Below are 18269 nucleotides of genomic sequence, written 5' to 3' on the forward strand. Positions count from 1 at the left end.
GTGCAGAGATCGTGCTCGCGAAGGGGCCGGGTCTGCCAACGCAAGGTTAACTGCCAGACCGCCATCGCGAGCAAGCTCGCTCCCACAGGGGATTGGCGGTGTACATCAGATTTTCGATCCCCACAAAACCCCTGTGGGAGCGAGCTTGCTCGCGAAGGGGCCGGGTCTGCCAACGCAAGGTTAACTGCCAGACCGCCATCGCGAGCAAGCTCGCTCCCACAGGGGATTGGCGGTGTACATAAGATCTTCACTCACCACAAAACCACTGTGGGAGCGAGCCTGCTAGCGAAGGGGCCGGGTCTGCCAATACAAGATTAACTGCCAGACCGCCATCGCGAGCAAGCTCGCTCCCACAAGGGATTGGCGGTGTACATAAGATCTTCACTCACCACAAAACCACTGTGGGAGCGAGCCTGCTCGCGAAGGGGCCGGGCCTGCCAACTCAGGTTAACTGCCAGACCGCCATCGCGAGCAGGCTCGCTCCCACAGGGGATTGGCGGTGCACATCAGATTTTCGATCCCCACAAAACCATTGTGGCAGCGAGCCTGCTCGCGAAGGGGCCGGGCCTGCCAACTCAGGTTAACTGCCAGCCCGCCATCGCGAGCAAGCTCGCTCCCACAAGGGATTGGCGGTGTACATCAGATTTTCGATCCCCACAAAACCACTGTGGGAGCGAGCTTGCTCGCGAAGGGGCCGGAACATTCAACACAAGGTTGACGGTTCAGACCGCTTTCGCGAGCAAGCCCGCTCCCACAGGAGGGTCAAGCTATCGGGTGTCAGCTACCCGCCAACGCCAGGCGCTCGCGGCTGGGCGGGGTCTTCTCGGCTACGCCCGATTGCTCCAGCTGCATGCATCGTTCCAGGAACAGATACATGTAGTCGTAGCTCTTGCAAACGGCCTGCCGCAGCTCCACCTGCAGCGCCTTGCTCGGGTTCATGCCCGCCAGTGTGCAGATGATTTCCAGCGCTTCCCAAGGGTGGGCATCGTCATACTGGGCATGCATCTTCAGCCATTTCATGGCCCGCTTGCGGTCTTCCTCGGCGAAGGCCGATGCGTAGACGCCATTGGAGCAGACCAGCGCCGACCATTCCCCGGTCGCGCCCTCGATGGCGTAGTTGGTCGCCGCGATCGCCACGATCAGCGAGTCCGCCGAGCTGGTGTGCCAGCACCAATGGCTCAGTGCGTGCAGCTCTGGCGGCACCTGCTGTGCCTGGAGATCCTCGAGCGTCACACCATGGGCGGCGCTCCAGTTCACCCAGTAGTCGGCGTGATTGAGTTCGACACGAATGTTGCGCATCAGCCAGCGACGCGCCATGTCCTCGCCAGGGTGGCGGGCAAAGCGGGTCTTGGTGAGATTCTGTGCCATGTATAAAGCGAACTGTTCAACGACCGGCCAACCACCAATGAGGTAGTGGCGCATGGTCTTGGCGCTGAGCTTGTTGTCACGCATGCGTTGATACAGCTCGTGTTCGACAACCCGGCGCTTGCTCTCGCTGCAATCTGTAATGAGCTGCTGTGCCCATTTCGGATAGCTACTAGCGTCCATGAGCGGGCCTGTTCGGTTGAATGTGTCGATCACTGTCGGGCTCCTTTTGATTGTGATTTTTTGCGGACCAACAAGAGTTTCAGCGGAACGTGCCGGGGGCCTTGAATAACAACGGCTGGGGCCTGGCCGGCCTGCACTGCAATGTGTCACAGGTAAACATTTGTGGACGCTCGATAACATACCCCTGAGCGTAATCCACGCCAATCTCAAGCAATGCCTGTTCGATCTGTACCGTTTCTACGAACTCGGCAATCGTACGCTTACCCATGACGTGGCCGATATGATTGATCACTTCGACCATTGCCCGGTTAATCGGGTCGTCCAGCATATCCTTTACGAAACTCCCATCGATCTTCAGGAAGTCTACAGGTAAATGTTTCAAGTAAGCGAATGAAGACATTCCGGCACAAAAGTCATCCAGGGAAAAGTAACAACCCAAGCCTTTGAGTTCATTGATAAAGCGGATCGCACTGCCCAGATTGGAAATTGCACTGGTCTCGGTAATTTCAAAACAAATCATTTCTGGTGGGATGGCGTACGTCTCAAACTGTTTACGCAGGAAGTCCAGGAATGCCTGATCTCCTATAGTCGTGCCTGACAGATTAATCGCACACATTGCCAACGGACCCCGCCTTGATTCGTTCAGGCACTGACGAATGATCCTGAAAACATTCTCCACTACCCAACGGTCCAGCGAAGTCATCAGGCCATAACGTTCCGCCGCCGGGATGAAGCTGTCCGGCAGGATCATCCGGCCCGCCTCGTCATGCAGGCGCAACAGGATTTCAATGTGACCGCCGCCATGGTCACCCGGACCCAATGCGGCAATTTCCTGGGCGTAGAGACAGAAGCGATTTTCTTCCAGGGCCATATGCAGGCGCTGGACCCAGGCCATCTCGCCGAAACGCAGGGACAGTTCCGAATCGTCGGCATGGTAGACCTGGACCCGGTTGCGCCCTTTTTCCTTGGCCATGTAGCACGCCATGTCCGCGGCCCGCAGGGACGCCTCCAGCGTGGTCGGACTCTGGGCGATGTGCACGAGGCCAATGCTCACGGTGGTCACGAATGGCCGGCCTTTCCATACAAAATGCAGGTTCTGTACGGTCTGGCGCAGACCTTCGGCAATTTTTTCCGCCGCGTCCGGCGAACAGTTTTCCAACAAGATGCCGAACTCATCCCCGCCCAGCCGGGCCAATGTATCGTTTTCCCGCAACCCCGATTGCAGCAGCGCGCAAATATGGCGCAGCAACTCGTCACCCGCGGCATGACCGCACGTGTCGTTGACCAGCTTGAACTGGTCTAGGTCGAGAAACATCAAGGCGTGGCGGCCCACTTGCCGAGTGAGGTTATGCAGGGCCTGTTCGAGGCGGTATTCGAATTCGCGACGGTTCGCCAGACCGGTCAATGCATCGTGCGTGGCCTGCCAGGACAGGTTGGCGATGTACTGCCGCTCCTGGGTCATGTCGTGCAACACCAGCACCGCGCCGCTGACCTTGCCCGCGTGGCGGATCGGCGCACCGACCAGCGTGACCGACACGGTGCTGCCGTCCAGCCTCTGGATCAGCTTGGAATGCTCGCTGCCGCCGCCAAGCCGCCCGCTGAGGATATGCTCGATCAATGTCAGCCCCTCGGTCTGGGCATTGTCATCGAGCAGATTGAACAGCGCCGCCAGGGGCAGCCCCGCCGCATGCTCGGCTTTCCAGTGCGTCATCGCTTCGGCCGCGGGGTTCATGTAGGCAATGGCGCCTTCAACGTCGGTGGTGATCACCCCGTCGCCGATCGATTGCAGGGTGATCTGTGCCCGCTCCTTCTCTAACTGCAGCGCGTTGGCGAAGACTTGTCGCTGGGCCAGCAATTTATGCGTGCGCAACAGCGCCAGCACGATCAGCCCCAGGGCCGTGGCGAAGTTGGTCACGAGCAACAGGCGCAGGATGAACCGCGACCCCTCGCCCAGCGCATCGCTGAAAGCCTTGGCGGCCGGCGTCACCGAATCGTTGATCGCGAAAATCTGCGCTTTCCAGCCTCGCACGTCGTTTTCCGTCACCTCCCCCGCCGTGATGCTGCGGTGCATTTGTCGCGCGACATTATCCAGCTCGGTGAGGTAGCCATCGCCCACTGTCCAGAGGTCGATGGCTTCTTCCAGATAACTGAAGTGGCGAAAGTTGAGGTACAGCCAGATCAGGCTGGAAACGTCGTCCGGATGATTCCCGCCCTGGAGGATCCCGGCCCGCGCCGCTTCCAGGTCCGGCGGTTGGCGGTCGAGGGCCACGCGAAGGTCATGGCCGCCCTCAGGCACGGCGATGGCCTGTTGGTATTTGCGGAAAATCGATTCGTCACGGCTGTCGGCATACAGGTTGAGGTAATAAATGGCGTCTTTCTGGCCCTTGGACCAAAGACTTTCCCCCGCCACATATCCGCGTACCGCAGACAAGACATACAGGCTGACGCCGCCAAGCAATGCTTGAAATAGCACAACGGCAATAAAGGGCCAGACAATGCCCAACAATCGTGGCGTTCCGAGAGTCCGCTTTTGCTTCATGAGGTCCCTTGCACAAGCATTGCCAATGAGCACCCGCGAGAATTCCGCTCCAGATTCCACAGCCTAGGCTAGTTTTCGATCCTTCGAACGAATGGATCACGGGATCGCTTGGCTTGGGGTGGAGATTCGGACGAATCGGGGGCTCTGGCTGATTTTTTTCCGATACTAAGCACAGAAAAGCAAAGGAAACTCAAGGTCGCTGTATTTGTTGCAAGTGACCATAGAGTCGAGCGTACAAACCACCCTCGGCAATCAGTTGCAGATGGTCGCCGTCTTCGGCGATTTGCCCGCCGTCGAATACCAATACCCGGTCGGCCTGTTTCACCGCCGATAACCGGTGGGCGATGATCAAGGTGGTGCGCCCGTGCAGGAACTTCGCCAATGCCTGGTGCAGGTTATATTCGGTGGCGGCGTCCAGCGCCGATGTGGCTTCATCGAGAATCACCACCCGGGGATCGGCCAGGACCATGCGCGCAATCGCCAGTCGCTGACGCTGCCCGCCCGACAACCTCACCCCGGATCGACCCACGACACTCTCCAGCCCCATGGGCAGCGCCCGCACTGTTGATTCGAGCTGGGCGATCGCCAGTGCTCGCCAGCAATCCTCATCGCTGCAATCGCGACCCATGGACAAATTGGCCCGCACCGTGTCGTTGAACAGCGCCGGGTGCTGAAGCACCACCGCGACATTTTCCCGGATGGTTTCCAGGCCGATTTCCTGTTGGCTTGCGCCCCCGAACCGAATACTGCCGGCCTGTGGCGTATAGAGCCCCAACAGCAGTTGCACCAGGGTGCTTTTTCCGCCACCGCTGGCCCCGACGATGGCGACCTTTTCCCCCGGCGAGATGGACAGGTTCATCTGATCGAGCACCCGCTCCTCGCCGTAGCCAAAACTGAGCCCCTGGATGTCGATGCCTACCGTGTCCCGCCCTTTGAATGGGTCGACGCCACCGTCGTACTGAGGCTCATCGGCGCGGGCCAGCAATTCGTTGATGCGATTCAAGGCGCCGGACGCCGCGTAATAGGCGTATTGCAGGTTCAGCAGTTGCTCGACTGGGCCGATCATGAACCACAAGTAGCTGAACACCGCGAGCATCTGGCCCACGGACAGGTCCGAAAACAACACGGTGAGCATGGCCGCGGCGCGGAAAATGTCGATGCCGAACTGGAACAGCAGGCCACTGGCACGGTTCGAGGCGTCGGTTTTCCATTGTGAATTCACCGCGTAGTCCCGGACATCCCGGGCACGCATCCCCAATCGTCCGAGGAAAAATCCCTGGCGGTTACCGGCGCGTACTTCCTGGATGGCATCCAGGGTTTCTGTCAGCGCCTGGGTGAAACGCGAGGTGCTGTCGTTTTCCAGCTTCTTCAGGTGCTTGACCCGCTTGCCCAGCTGCACCGTGGCGTAGATTACCAATGGATTGAACAACAGGATCAGCAGCGCCAGCTTCCAGTGCATCCACATCAGGATCCCGGCGGTGCCCACCAGGGTCAGCATGGCCACCAGGAACCGGCTAAGGGTTTCGCCGACGAACTTGTCGAGAGTGTCCAGGTCGGTGACCAGATGGGTGGTCACGGTGCCGCTGCCCAGGCTTTCGTATTCGCCGAGGGAAATGCGCTTGAGGCGTTCAATCAGCCGGATACGGATGCGATAGACGATGTCCTTGGCCAGGCTGGCGAATAAACGGGCCTGCAGGACGTTGAACAGCAATGCGCCGCAACGCAGTGCCAACGTCACGAGCAGCATCAACCCAATGTAGCCGGCCGCACTCTGCCAGGCCGCCGGCAGCGCATGATTCATGATCTTCAATGCCGCGTCGCCGTGACCCAGCAGGACTTCGTCCACCAGTAACGGCAGCAACAACGGGATGGGTACGCTGCACAGCGTCGCCAGCACGGCAACGCCGTTGGCGATCCACAGGGCTTTCTTGTGCTTGAGGGCCAGGCGACGGATTTCCGCCCAGCTCAACCGATCGATGCGCCGCGTGGCGGATACGCCATCACCGGGCAGGTCAGGCACAGGCCGCGCGCTCCAACCAGCGGCCCAGCAGCGGGGCCAACTGATCCAAAGGTTGGTAGCCGTTGGTCAGCAAGGCCAATTGGCCGTCCCGTTCGGCCAGCAGCGTGGGGAATCCGGCGATGCCCAGGTCTTGTACCCAAGTGAAGTCAGCGGCCGTGGCGGCATGCTGATCGGCGCGATCGAAGGCGGCGGCAAACTCGATGCGAGGCAGCCCGGCCTGCTCCGCCAGTTCCACCAGGACGCTGGCGTGGGTCACGTCGCGACCCTGTGCATAAAAAGCCTGCTGGATCAGCTTCATCAGCGTCCAAGCCATGTCCGGCGCCAGGCTGCGGGCCGTCACCAGCGCGCGGCAAGCGGGCTCGGTGTCGTAGACAAAACCGTCCGGTAGCGCACCCTCGAGCTTGAACGGCTGGCCGGTGGCCTGGGTGACCGCCTGCCAGTGTTCCAAGATGTAGCGCCGAGTCGTCGGCTCCAAGGCCGAACCGCTGCCAGTGCGCAAGCCGCCCACTACCAGGTGCAGTTCCACGCCCGCGGCCTGCGCCTGCTCGGCCAACGCCTCGGCCACCGGCGCGAAGCCCCAGCACCAGGAACACATCGGGTCCATCACATACAGCAGGCGCGACGCCATGGCTCAAGCCTCGGAAGGTGTTTGCTTGTAGTTGTAGCCGATCGGGTGCGGCATGTTGCGGGCCTTGGCCAGTTCGATCTGCTTTTGCCGGTCGATGGCGCTGCGGCGGGTCTTCTCGCTCAGCTTGTCCCAGCAGTGCGGGCAACTGATCCCGGGCACGTAGTGCTCGGAGGCGCGATCTTCAACGCTCACCGGCGTACGGCATGCATGACATTGATCGTAGTCGCCTTCGCTGAGATCGTGGCGCACGGTCACGCGGTTATCGAATACAAAGCAGTCGCCGCGCCATTTGGTTTCTTCCTGGGGCACCTCTTCAAGGTATTTCAGGATGCCACCCTTGAGGTGATAGACCTCGTCGAAACCTTGGCCAAGCATATAGCTCGACGCTTTTTCACAACGAATGCCACCGGTGCAGAACATCGCCACTTTCTTGTGCCGGGTTGGGTCGAAGTGGGCTTTGATGTAGTCGGGGAATTCTCGGAAGCTGGTGGTCTTGGGATCGATGGCGCCTTCGAAGGTGCCGATGGCCACTTCGTAGTCATTGCGCGTGTCGATCAGCAGGACTTCCGGATCGCTGATCAAGGCGTTCCAGTCTTGCGGCTCGACATAGGTGCCAACCTGCTTGTTCGGGTCCACGCCGTCGACGCCGAGGGTGACGATTTCTTTCTTGAGCTTGACCTTGGTGCGGTAGAACGGCTGCTCGTCGCAGTACGACTCCTTGTGGTCGATATCATCCATGCGCGGGTCGTTCTTGAGCCAGGCCATCAATCCGTCAATCCCTTCGCGGGTGCCGGAAACGGTGCCGTTGATGCCTTCTTCGGCGATCAACAACGTGCCTTTGATGCCGTTGTCGAGCATCGCCTTGAGCAGGGGCTCGCGCAGCTCGACGTAATCTTCCAGGGTGACGAACTTATACAGTGCCGCCACGACAATGGGTGGTGTCATGGGTATTTCTCCAGGTGGCTACCCTCGCAAAGGGTGAACCGGATGCGAAAAAAAACGCGCCGGGTAAGCGGCGCGGTGCGGATTCTAGCAAAAACATATGTATTGCAGGGCTGCAATTGCAAGGCCGGACACTGCCCTGTGGCGAGGGGATTTATCCCCGCTCGGCTGCGAAGCAGGCGCCAGGCTTCCTTCCGGATGGGCCTGCTTCGCAGGCCAGCGGGGATGAATCCCCTCGCCACAACAAGCTACTTCACCCATGACAATCAGTGCTTGCTGCCTCCGGCACAGGTCGGCGAAGCCGGGGCCGCGTCGATCTGGGCCCATTCTTGCGGCGTGTAGGTGTGCAGCGCCAGTGCATGGAATTCGCCCATCAATTCGCCCAGCGTGCCGTAGACCATCTGGTGACGCTTGACCCGATTGAGCCCCTCGAACTGTCGGCTGACCACGACTGCCTTGAAGTGGGTCTGCAACCCACGGCTGTGCATGTGGCTTTCGTCCAGCACTTGCAAGTGCTCGGGCTGCAGAAGCCCAAGGGTCGATTCAATGCGTTGTTGCATGCTCATGCCAGGGCTCCGCTTATGGCTTTTTCTTGGCCGGGGCAGCGGCTTTCGGCTCGAGCTCGGCGGTCATGTCCGCCAGCAGCTTGTTGACCACCGGCACCGCGCTTTCCAGCTTGGCCTGGGTCAGTTGCGCCGATTGCTGGGTCAGCTGTGGCATTTTTTCCAGGACTTTCTTGCCCAGGGGAGACTGATAGAAGGACACCAGTTCCTTGAGCTCCGATTCGCTGAAGTTGCTGGTGTAGAGCTTGACCATGTCCGGCTTGAGCTTGTTCCAGCCGATGGCCTGGTCCAGCGCGGCATTGGCCTTGGCCTGGTAGGTCTCCAGCGTGGCCTTTTTCGACTCGGGAGCTTTGGTCTGCTCGAAGCGCTGGGCAAACATCTGCTGTACTTGCATGTAGACGGGGGTACCCAGCTTGTCGGCATGCGCCAGGGTCAGGAACGCTTCGGCACTGGCGTTGTGGCTGGCGGTATCGGCGAAGACAGGGCCGCTGGCACACACCAGAGCAACGGCGGTACAGATGGCACGAAGACGGGTCATCGAGTTTCCTTTTCTAACAGGCGAGGTAAAACCCCAAGGGCGACCATTCTGCGCCTAATAAACGCCGGGGCTCAACCCCGACCCTTGGCGGGGCCGATTGACGGACAGAACCGCGCGCTCCTAGATTGAGGGGTGATTGAGGGAACCGCTGGCGCCCACCAGGGCCTAAACTGCGCATTCAGACCTACAGGAGTTTGACCCGATGAGCCGTATTGAAACCGACAGCCTTGGCCAGGTTGAAGTCCCGGATGAAGCCTATTGGGGCGCACAGACACAGCGCTCCATGATCAACTTTGCCATCGGCAACGAACGCATGCCGCTGTCGGTGTTGCACGCTTTGGCGCTGGTCAAAAAAGCCGCCGCGCGGGTCAACGACCGCAACGGTGACCTGCCCGCCGACATCGCCCGCCTGATCGAGCAGGCCGCCGACGAGGTGCTGGCCGGCCAGCATGACGACCAGTTTCCTCTGGTGGTCTGGCAGACCGGCAGCGGGACCCAGAGCAACATGAACGTCAACGAGGTCATCGCCGGGCGCGCCAATGAGCTGGCGGGCAACCCGCGAGGCGGCAAGAGCCCGGTTCACCCCAACGACCACGTCAACCGTTCCCAGAGCTCCAACGACTGCTTCCCCACCGCGATGCACATCGCCGCCGCCCAAGCCGTCTACCAGCAATTGCTGCCGGCCATCAGCGAGTTGTCGGGTGGTCTCGCGGAACTGGCGGCGCGCCATATGAAGCTGGTCAAGACCGGCCGTACCCACATGATGGACGCCACGCCGATCACGTTCGGCCAGGAACTGTCCGCGTTCATCGCCCAACTCGATTATGCCGAACGAGCGATCCGGGCCGCCTTGCCGGCCGTCTGCGAGCTGGCCCAGGGCGGCACGGCGGTGGGCACAGGGCTCAATTCCCCCCATGGTTTTGGCGAAGCGATTGCCGCTGAGTTGGCGGCGTTGTCCGGCTTGCCCTTCGTTACCGCGCCGAACAAGTTCGCTGCGCTGGCGGGCCATGAGCCGCTGACCACATTGTCCGGTGCGCTGAAGACCCTGGCCGTGACCCTGATGAAAATCGCCAACGACCTTCGCCTGCTGGGTTCCGGGCCGCGAGCGGGGTTTGCCGAGGTGAAATTGCCGGCCAACGAGCCGGGCAGTTCCATCATGCCTGGCAAGGTCAACCCGACCCAGTGCGAAGCCTTGTCGATGCTCGCCTGCCAAGTCCTGGGCAACGACGTGGCCATCGGTTTCGCCGCCAGCCAGGGTCACTTGCAGCTGAACGTGTTCAAGCCGGTGATCATCCACAACCTGCTGCAATCGATCCGCCTGCTGGCCGATGGCTGCAGCAACTTCCAACAGCATTGCATCGCCGGCCTCGAACCGGATGCCGAGCAGATGGCGGCGCACCTGGAACGCGGATTGATGCTGGTGACGGCGCTGAACCCGCACATCGGCTACGACAAGTCGGCGGAAATCGCCAAGAAAGCCTACAGCGAGGGGCTGACCCTGCGGGAGGCCGCGTTGCAGCTGGGGTACCTGACCGATGAGGAGTTCGAGGCCTGGGTCCGGCCGGAGAACATGCTGGAGGCCGGTGGGCAGGGTTGAGTTTGTTGTCCTGAAGGCCGCCATCGCGAGCAGGCTCGCTCCCACAGGGGCCGGTGTGGGCCTTGATGTCGAGTCCACAGACGAACCCATGTGGGAGCGAGCCTGCTCGCGATGGCGCCAGCAGGCTCGACATCAGCATACCTGACCCCCACCTACGCTCCCTCAGCGATCTAGCGACCCACCGCCAAACGCTCGCGCCGTGCCCTGAGCCCGGCGATGAGCGATGGTCCCAACGCCACCAGCGCGGACCCCAGCACGACCAACACCGCCCCGCCATACCCCAAAACGTTGATCTGTTCGGCATGGACATACTCGGGCCACCACCAGGCGGCCATCGCCACGGCGGCGAACGTCACCAGCGGCGTGATCGCCAGGGTCGCGCTGACCCGCGAGGCTTCCCAATGGGCCAGCGCCTCGGCAAACGCACCATAAGCAATCAACGTGTTGAGGCAGCAGGCGAGCAACAGCCAGCCCTGCAATGGGGTCAGTTGCAACGCCTCCAGCGGATGAACCCAAGGCGTGAGCAACAACGCGCAGAACAGGTAGATCACCATCATCACTTGCAATGAATTCCAGACCGTCAGCAGTTGCTTCTGGCCCAGGGCATAAAACGTCCAGACCGTCGACGCAGACAGCACCAGCAAGACCCCGGCGGTGTAGTCGCTCAACGACGTCAGCAACTCGGTGAGACGCTGGTTGAAGAACAGCGCAAAACCAATCAGCAACACCAGCAGGCCAATGCCCTGCCCCACGCTGAAACGCTCCTTGAATACAAACAGACTGGCGACCAGCAGCATGATCGGCCCCATCTGCACCACCAGTTGCGCCGTACCGGGACTCAAGCGGTTCAGGCCCATCAGGTACAGAACGTAGTTACCCACCAGCCCCAACACCGCCATCACCACCAGCCAGCCGCCACGCGGGCCGAGCACCTTGCGGCTGGGCAGGCGCCGTGTCGCCGCCAGGTACACGAAGAGCAACCCGCCGGACACCGTCAGCCGAAACCAGGTCACCGTCACCGGATCCATCACTTGCAGCACTTGCTTGAGCTTGATCGGCAGGATTCCCCACAACAGGGCGGTCAACAAAGCCAGAAGAAGCCCGTAGACCCAGCGACCGGACGATATGTGCATGCAACCCTCGAAGCCCTCGATATGAACGCCCATTCTAGGCTCGGATCGATCGGCGGCACAGGCACAATCGGGCATTTGGCGCCGACGCAATTGTACGGGTCGCTAGCCGTCGATCGGCTGGACAGGCGCAAACCTGCGACACCACATATGCTCAATTGAGACAACCACGCAGCCCCCATGGAGACCCGAAATGCCAGGAACGCGCGCAAACGATACAGACGCCCCCAAGACAGTATTCCGCAGTGACCGGATCTGCCGGGTAAATGGCGAGTTTTATTTCAATACGCGCGAAGGCACCCAGGAAGGTCCGTTCGAAACTCGTGAGGCGGCGGAGCAGGAGATTGCGGCATACATCCAACGGATGCAGAAGTTGCCCAAGGTGGCTGAACAGTTTGCAGCTCCCGTGGCGAGGGAGCTTGCTCCCGCTGGGCCGCAAAGCGGCCCTTCTATGGTTCATACCCAGTAAAAAGGGGCAACTGCTTCGCAGCCGAGCGGGAGCAAGCTCCCTCGCCACGAAGCTCCTGAGGCGGCGCTTATCGCACCGCCTCGAACAACCCCGTCGCCCCCATCCCGCCGCCCACGCACATGGTCACGACGCCATAGCGCAGGTTGCGCCGTTGCAACTCCCGCACCAGATGCCCCACTTGCCGCGAGCCGGTCATGCCGAACGGGTGACCGATGGAAATCGAGCCGCCGTTGACGTTGTATTTCTCGTTATCGATTTCCAACCGGTTGCGACTGTAGAGGCATTGGGAGGCGAACGCTTCGTTGAGCTCCCACAGGTCGATGTCGCCAATCTGTAGCCCCTTGGCCTTGAGCAACCTGGGCACCGAGAACACCGGGCCGATGCCCATCTCGTCCGGCTCGCAACCGGCGACGGTAAAGCCGCGGAAAAACGCCTTGGGTTTGAGCCCCAGGGCCACGGCTTTTTCCAGGCTCATTACCAGCGTCATCGAGGCGCCATCGGACAGTTGGGAAGAGTTGCCCGCCGTCACCGAACCGTCCTCGGCAAACACCGGCTTCAAGCCGGCCAGGCTTTCGTAGGTGGTATCGGGGCGGTTGCAGTCATCGCGGTCAACCACACCGTCCAGAATCTGAACCGCGCCGGTGTTCTTGTCCTCGACCCGGTACTTGACCGTCATCGGCACGATTTCATCGTTGAACAGCCCTTCGGCCTGGGCCCGGGCCGTGCGCTGCTGGCTCTGCAAGGCGTAGCGGTCCTGCTCCTCGCGGCTCACCTGATAACGGCGCGCGACGACCTCGGCAGTCTGACCCATGGGAAAGTAGATTCCCGGCACCTGTTCCTTGAGCAATGGATTGATCAAGTTGTCGGTGTTGACGCTCTTCATCGTCAGGCTGATGGATTCGACGCCGCCGGCGACGATGATCTCGCTGCAACCCGAGGCGATCTGGTTGGCGGCAATCGCGATGGCTTGCAGGCCCGAGGAGCAGAAACGGTTGAGGGTCATCCCGGCGGTGCCGATGCCCAGTTGCGAGAGCACCGCCACGTTACGCCCGATGTTGAAGCCTTGGGCGCCTTCGTTGGAACCGGCGCCGACGATGCAATCCTCGACACTGGCCGAGTCGATGTCGTTACGCGCCAGCAACGCATTGACGCAATGCGCCGCCATGTCGTCCGGACGGGTCATGTTGAACTTGCCGCGAAAGGACTTGGCCAATCCAGTCCGTACGCTGTCGACGATCACCACTTCACGCATGGCGGCACCTCATTGTTGTTATCGGTTAAGAGTGGATTCGAGGATAAATCCACCGCATAACCGAACGCGACAATCATTCACCCCGCGTATGCGTGCCCATCGTGCTAGCTCTTTTTCCGCGCTTGCCTGGCGGAACGCTCGAACGCGGCCTCCAGCGCGTCATTGAGCGTACGCAACACCTTGACCCGGGCCCAGCGCTTGTCATTGGCCTCCACCAGCGTCCAAGGAGCGATCTCGGTGCTGGTGCGATCGACCATGTCGCAGACCGCCGAGCGATAGGCGTCCCACTTGTCCCGGTTGCGCCAGTCGTCCTCGGTGATCTTGAAGCGCTTGAAGGGGATTTCCTCCCGCTCCTGGAAGCGCTCCAGCTGCGTTTCCTTGTCGATCGCCAGCCAGAACTTCACCACCACCACGCCGGCATCGGCCAGTTGTTCCTCGAAATCGTTGATCTCGCCGTAGGCCCGCAGCCAGTCGGCACGGCTGCAAAAGCCTTCGACCCGCTCCACCAGCACCCGGCCGTACCAGGAGCGATCGAACATGGTGAACTTGCCCCGGGCCGGAATATGTCGCCAGAACCGCCACATGTAGGGGTGGGCACGTTCTTCCTCGGTGGGCGCGGCAATCGGCACGATGCTGTACTGGCGCGGATCGAGCGCCGCCGCGACCCGGCGGATGGCACCGCCCTTGCCCGCCGCGTCGTTGCCTTCGAACACGGCCACCAGGGCATGCCGGCGCATGCGCTTGTCGCGCAGCAGGCCGGCGAAGCGGGCCTGCTCGGTGATCAACTGTTCTTCGTAGTCGGCCTTGTCCAGACGTAGCGTCATGTCCAGGCTATCGATCAAGGTCACTTGGTCATCCAGCGCTGGCAACGGCGCCACGTCGACCTTGGCCGCCTTGACCTTCGGCCGATCCAGGGCCTGGCGCAAGCCTTCGAGCAAGATGCGTCCGACCGCAAGGCTGCGGTAACAGGCATCCACCCCTTCGATCACATGCCACGGCGCGTAATCGCGACTGGTGCGGCGCAGCACGCGCTCGCCGTACTTGACGAACTTGTCGTAGGTCTTCGACTGCTGCCAGTCCAGCGGGCTGATGCGCCAGCTGTGCAGCGGATCGTCCTTGAGGCTTTTGAGGCGGGCCTTCATCTGTTTCTTGGACAGGTGAAACCAGAACTTGAAGATCAGCGCGCCCTCATCGCAGAGCATTTTCTCCAGGCGTTCGGCACCGTTGATCCCCTGGTCGAGCCGCGGGTCCTTGAACTCGCCGTGGACCCGCCCTTGCAGCATCTGGCTGTACCAGTTACCGAAAAAAATCCCCATGCGCCCCTTGGCCGGCAGCATCCGCCAATAGCGCCAGGCCGGCGGCCGCGCCAGCTCCTCGTCAGTCTGCTGGTCGAAGGTGCGGACCTCGATCAATCGCGGATCCATCCACTCGTTGAGCAACTTCACCGTCTCGCCCTTGCCCGCGCCTTCGATGCCGTTGATCAGTACGATGACCGGGAAACGCCCCTGCTGGTGCAGCTCGTATTGCGCTTCGAGCAACGCTTCGCGCAATGCCGGGACTTCAGCCTCATAGGTTTCTTTATCAACGACGTGACCGATTTCGGCGGACTCGAACATGGGCAGCTCCTTCAAGGAATGGGGCAAGACTAGCGGATTGGATGCGCGCCTGCGCAGCAGATTCCTTCCGGATGCGGGCCCCCTTGCCTTGGATCAAGCAACGCCTTGCCGATCGGCTAGAATGGCGCCTTCATTTTCGCCGAGCCCGTCATGACGCCCATTCAACACCACGCCCAACTCGACTGGGACGACCAGGGTCGCCCCCGCTCCCGGGTGTTCAACGATGTCTATTTCTCCGACCAGTCGGGCCTGGAAGAAACCCGCTACGTGTTCTTGCAACAGAACAACCTGGCCGAGCGTTTCGCCGGGCTGGCGGAGGGTGGGCGGCTGGTGATCGGTGAAACCGGGTTTGGTACCGGGTTGAATTTCCTTTGCGCCTGGCAGTTGTTCGAGCAATGCGCACCGGCCGGGGCGCGGCTGCACTTTGTCAGCGTCGAGAAGTTTCCCCTGAGCCCCGAGGACCTGCGCCGGGCCCTGGCCTTATGGCCCGCGCTCAAAGTCCAGGCCGATCAATTGCTCGGGCAGTACGTGGCGATCCACCCAGGTTTCCAGCGCCTGACCCTGGCGAGCGGCCGGGTCACCCTGACGTTGTTGATTGGCGATGCCCTGGAGCAATTGCCGCAACTGGATGGGCGGATCGACGCCTGGTTCCTCGACGGTTTCGCCCCGGCGAAAAACCCCGAGATGTGGAGCGCCGAGCTGTTCGCCGAGCTGGCGCGACTGGCCGCGCCGGGGGCTACCCTCAGCACCTTCACCAGCACCGGCTGGGTGCGGCGCCGGTTGAACGCGGCGGGTTTCAAGATGAAGCGCACGCCAGGCATCGGCCATAAATGGGAGATTCTTCGCGGCGTGTTCCTCGGTTGGCCGGAGCAGACGCCGTCACCCGCGCCGATCAAGCCCTGGTACGCCCGGCCCGCGCCGCATACCGGCGAGCGGCGGGCCTTGGTCATCGGCGGCGGACTGGCCGGTTGCGCCAGCGCGGCCAGCCTCGCGGCCCGTGGCTGGCACGTGACCTTGCTGGAGCGTCACGCTGGGTTGGCCGAGGAAGCGTCCGGCAATCCCCAGGGCGTGCTGTACCTCAAGCTGTCAGCCCATGGCACGGCGCTGTCACAGATGATCCTCAGCGGTTTCGGCTACACACGGCGCGTGCTCGAACACCTGCAGCGCAGCCTCGACTGGGACGGCTGCGGTGTCCTGCAATTGGCCTTCGATGCCAAGGAAGCCGAGCGCCAGGCGCGCTTGGCCGAGGCCTTTGCGGCCAGTCTGTTGAAGGTGCTTGATCGCGACGAGGCCGAGGCGCAAGCCGGCGTTGGTTTGCCCAGCGGGGGCCTGTTTTATCCCGAGGGCGGCTGGGTGCATCCGCCAGCGCTGTGCCGCTGGCAGGCGTCGAGCCCGGCGATTACCTTGCAGCCACACCACGAAGTGTTGGAACTGCGGCGTGTCGACGGCCAATGGCAGGTCTGGGACGGCGAACGTTGCGTGGCCAGCGCACCGGTGGCGATCCTCGCCAGCGCGGCCGAGATCAAACGTTTCGAGCCTGCCGCCGAACTGCCCCTCAAGCGCATTCGCGGGCAGATCACTCGCCTGCCGCAAACCACCCGCAGCCAGCGCCTGGCAACGGTGGTCTGTGCCGAAGGCTACGTGGCGCCCCCGCGAATGGGCGAGCACACGTTGGGCGCCAGTTTCGATTTTCACAGCGACGACCTGACCCCCACCGCCGCCGAGCATGCCGGTAACCTTAAGATGCTCGAAGATATTTCCGTGGACCTGGTAGACCGGCTCAACGCCAAAGCGCTGAACCCAGCGCAACTGGAAGGCCGCGCCGCGTTTCGCTGTACCAGCCCGGACTACCTGCCAATCGTCGGGCCACTGGCCGATCACTCCGCCTTCATCGAGGCGTATTCGGTTCTGGCCAAGGACGCCCGTCAAGTGCCCGACGCCCCCTGCCCCTGGCTCGACGGCCTGTACGTCAACAGCGGCCACGGCTCCCGAGGCCTGATCACCGCGCCGCTGTCGGGCGAGCTGATCGCCGCGTGGCTGGAGAACGAACCGCTGCCCCTGCCGCGAAGCGTGGCCGAGGCCTGTCATCCCAACCGGTTTGCGTTACGGGCGTTGATTCGGGGCAAGGCCTGACGGACTTTGACGATTCGCCACATTCTCCTGTGGGAGCGAGCCTGCTCGCGAAAGCGGTGGTTCAACCGGCTTAGAAGTTGGCTGAACCACCGCCTTCGCGAGCAGGCTCGCTTGTATGGTAGGACTTGAAGGGAGGAGGAGGGACAAGGCTCGATTCTGACTGTTCGCGCAGTACAGACCGTGGGAGATTTCACCCCTCCTCCTTTCACCCAAGCGCCGATAAAGAATGCATCTGGCCTAGACCGACGATAGGAACAAGCCTGCGCCTCTGGGTGAACCCTTCAAGTGTTCAAACCTTAGCGCGGAGGATTTTCAATGGCAATGCCGGTTTCTGTCGCAAAGCCGATCGTGGGGGTTGATGTCGCCAAAGATGAGTTGGTGATTTATCACGCAGAAACAGATCGACTGCAAGCGATCCCCAACACCAAAGCTGCGATCAAGAAGTGGCTCAAGGAATTGCCTGCGCCAGTGGATGTCGCCATCGAGGCCACCAATATCTATCACCAGGACTTCGCCGACCTGGCTTATGCGCAGGGCTGTGTGATCTACATGATCGGCGGCTACGAACTCAGCCATTACCGCAAAGGTGTGAAAGTTCGCGCCAAAACCGATGCGCTGGATGCTCGGTTGTTGGCTCGCTACTTGAACAACGAAGGCCACCAGTTGCACCCGTGGACCCCGCCATCGCCCCTGTATTGCCGGCTTATAAGCCTTTTCCGGCGCCGGGCAGCCTTGGTTCAGGCGCGTGTCAGCCTCAAGCAAAGTTGGTCGAACGAACCGTTGCTCAAAACGGCCTTTGAGAACCAGATAAAGGCCATGCAGCGACTGGAAATCTTGCTTGAGAAAACAATCCAGACGCAATTGGATGCAGCCGGTCTGGGCAGTCAGCTCAAGCGCTGCATGAAAGTCGAAGGAATCGGGCTGTTGAGCGGTGCGCGTTTACTTACGTCGTTTCAGCGTGGAGATTTCAGAAATGCCGATGCCTTCATCGCTTTTCTAGGGCTGGACCTGCGCATATCGGACTCGGGAAAAAAGAAGGGACGCCGCTGCCTGTCTAAGCGAGGTGACCCGGAGGCGCGCCGATTGATGCACAACGCCGCGATGTCGGCGAGCCGCACAGCGGCGTGGAAGGGTTTTTATGGGGCTTTGCGGGCTCGAGGGCTAAGCACAACCGAAGCATTAGTGGCACTGGCCCGCAAGCTTGCCCGAGTGGTATTCGCCCTGTTGAAGAACCAGAGCGAATACTTACCAAAAGGCATCTAAGGGCTAGCCATGCACCATAGAATCTCCCACA

13 protein-coding genes and 1 pseudogene are annotated in these 18269 nt (G+C 61.4%); 4 read left to right on the forward strand and 10 right to left on the reverse strand.

The window, feature by feature from the left end; genetic code table 11:
• Positions 1 to 777 precede the first annotated feature (777 nt).
• From ACLK1G_RS25550 to ACLK1G_RS25580, 7 genes are all read right to left on the reverse strand, one after another.
• Positions 778 to 1548: an iron-containing redox enzyme family protein gene (locus ACLK1G_RS25550; RefSeq protein WP_420767904.1), complete on the reverse strand. Its 771-nt coding sequence runs from the start codon at positions 1546 to 1548 to the stop codon at positions 778 to 780.
• A gap of 79 nt (positions 1549 to 1627) precedes the next feature.
• The gene (locus tag ACLK1G_RS25555; protein WP_420767905.1) at positions 1628 to 4087 is read right to left on the reverse strand and encodes an EAL domain-containing protein; all 2460 of its coding nucleotides are present in this window, start codon (positions 4085 to 4087) and stop codon (positions 1628 to 1630) included.
• Positions 4088 to 4277: 190 nt separating this feature from the next.
• Entirely contained in the window at positions 4278 to 6107 is a 1830-nt protein-coding gene (locus tag ACLK1G_RS25560) for an ABC transporter ATP-binding protein (RefSeq protein WP_420767906.1), read from the reverse strand.
• Positions 6100 to 6702, reverse strand: a complete 603-nt coding sequence (locus ACLK1G_RS25565) for a DsbA family protein (RefSeq protein WP_420767913.1) — start codon at positions 6700 to 6702, stop codon at positions 6100 to 6102. The genes ACLK1G_RS25560 and ACLK1G_RS25565 overlap by 8 nt, the downstream gene beginning before the upstream one ends.
• Positions 6703 to 6738: 36 nt before the next feature.
• Positions 6739 to 7680 carry an oxygen-dependent tRNA uridine(34) hydroxylase TrhO gene (trhO, locus tag ACLK1G_RS25570; protein WP_420767907.1) on the reverse strand — a complete coding sequence of 314 codons (942 nt, stop codon included), beginning with the start codon at positions 7678 to 7680 and terminating at the stop codon, positions 6739 to 6741.
• Positions 7681 to 7943: 263 nt separating this feature from the next.
• Positions 7944 to 8243 (reverse strand): BolA family protein, encoded by a 300-nt coding sequence (locus ACLK1G_RS25575; protein ID WP_420767908.1) that lies wholly within the window; start codon positions 8241 to 8243, stop codon positions 7944 to 7946.
• A 13-nt stretch (positions 8244 to 8256) separates the two neighbouring features.
• Positions 8257 to 8778 carry a DUF2059 domain-containing protein gene (locus tag ACLK1G_RS25580; RefSeq protein WP_420767909.1) on the reverse strand — a complete coding sequence of 174 codons (522 nt, stop codon included), beginning with the start codon at positions 8776 to 8778 and terminating at the stop codon, positions 8257 to 8259.
• Positions 8779 to 8980: 202 nt separating this feature from the next.
• On the opposite strand from ACLK1G_RS25580, the gene ACLK1G_RS25585 reads away from it, so the two are divergent.
• A complete protein-coding gene (locus ACLK1G_RS25585; RefSeq protein ID WP_030141034.1) occupies positions 8981 to 10375 on the forward strand; it encodes a class II fumarate hydratase in 1395 nt (464 codons plus the stop codon).
• A 170-nt stretch (positions 10376 to 10545) separates the two neighbouring features.
• Here the strand turns inward: ACLK1G_RS25585 and ACLK1G_RS25590 are convergent, their stop codons facing one another.
• Positions 10546 to 11508 carry a DMT family transporter gene (locus ACLK1G_RS25590; RefSeq protein ID WP_420767914.1) on the reverse strand — a complete coding sequence of 321 codons (963 nt, stop codon included), beginning with the start codon at positions 11506 to 11508 and terminating at the stop codon, positions 10546 to 10548.
• Positions 11509 to 11698: 190 nt separating this feature from the next.
• Between ACLK1G_RS25590 and ACLK1G_RS25595 the strand changes: the two are divergent.
• Positions 11699 to 11893 (forward strand): annotated as a pseudogene (locus tag ACLK1G_RS25595) (DUF6316 family protein); the annotation flags it as partial.
• A gap of 148 nt (positions 11894 to 12041) precedes the next feature.
• Here the strand turns inward: ACLK1G_RS25595 and ACLK1G_RS25600 are convergent.
• Both ACLK1G_RS25600 and pap read right to left on the reverse strand, forming a co-directional pair.
• Entirely contained in the window at positions 12042 to 13226 is a 1185-nt protein-coding gene (locus tag ACLK1G_RS25600; protein WP_420767910.1) for a thiolase family protein, read from the reverse strand.
• A gap of 104 nt (positions 13227 to 13330) precedes the next feature.
• A complete protein-coding gene (pap, locus tag ACLK1G_RS25605; protein WP_420767911.1) occupies positions 13331 to 14842 on the reverse strand; it encodes a polyphosphate:AMP phosphotransferase in 1512 nt (503 codons plus the stop codon).
• Positions 14843 to 14992: 150 nt separating this feature from the next.
• Between pap and mnmC the strand changes: the two genes are divergently transcribed.
• Together mnmC and ACLK1G_RS25615 are read left to right on the forward strand one after the other, a co-directional pair.
• On the forward strand, positions 14993 to 16975 hold the full coding sequence (gene mnmC, locus ACLK1G_RS25610; RefSeq protein WP_420767912.1) for a bifunctional tRNA (5-methylaminomethyl-2-thiouridine)(34)-methyltransferase MnmC2/FAD-dependent 5-carboxymethylaminomethyl-2-thiouridine(34) oxidoreductase MnmC1: 1983 nt from the start codon (positions 14993 to 14995) through the stop codon (positions 16973 to 16975).
• Positions 16976 to 17290: 315 nt separating this feature from the next.
• The gene (locus ACLK1G_RS25615) at positions 17291 to 18238 is read left to right on the forward strand and encodes an IS110 family RNA-guided transposase (protein WP_420766120.1); all 948 of its coding nucleotides are present in this window, start codon (positions 17291 to 17293) and stop codon (positions 18236 to 18238) included.
• Positions 18239 to 18269 lie beyond the last annotated feature (31 nt).

This window comes from Pseudomonas algeriensis (assembly GCF_048847255.1).
Classification (GTDB): Bacteria; Pseudomonadota; Gammaproteobacteria; order Pseudomonadales; family Pseudomonadaceae; genus Aquipseudomonas.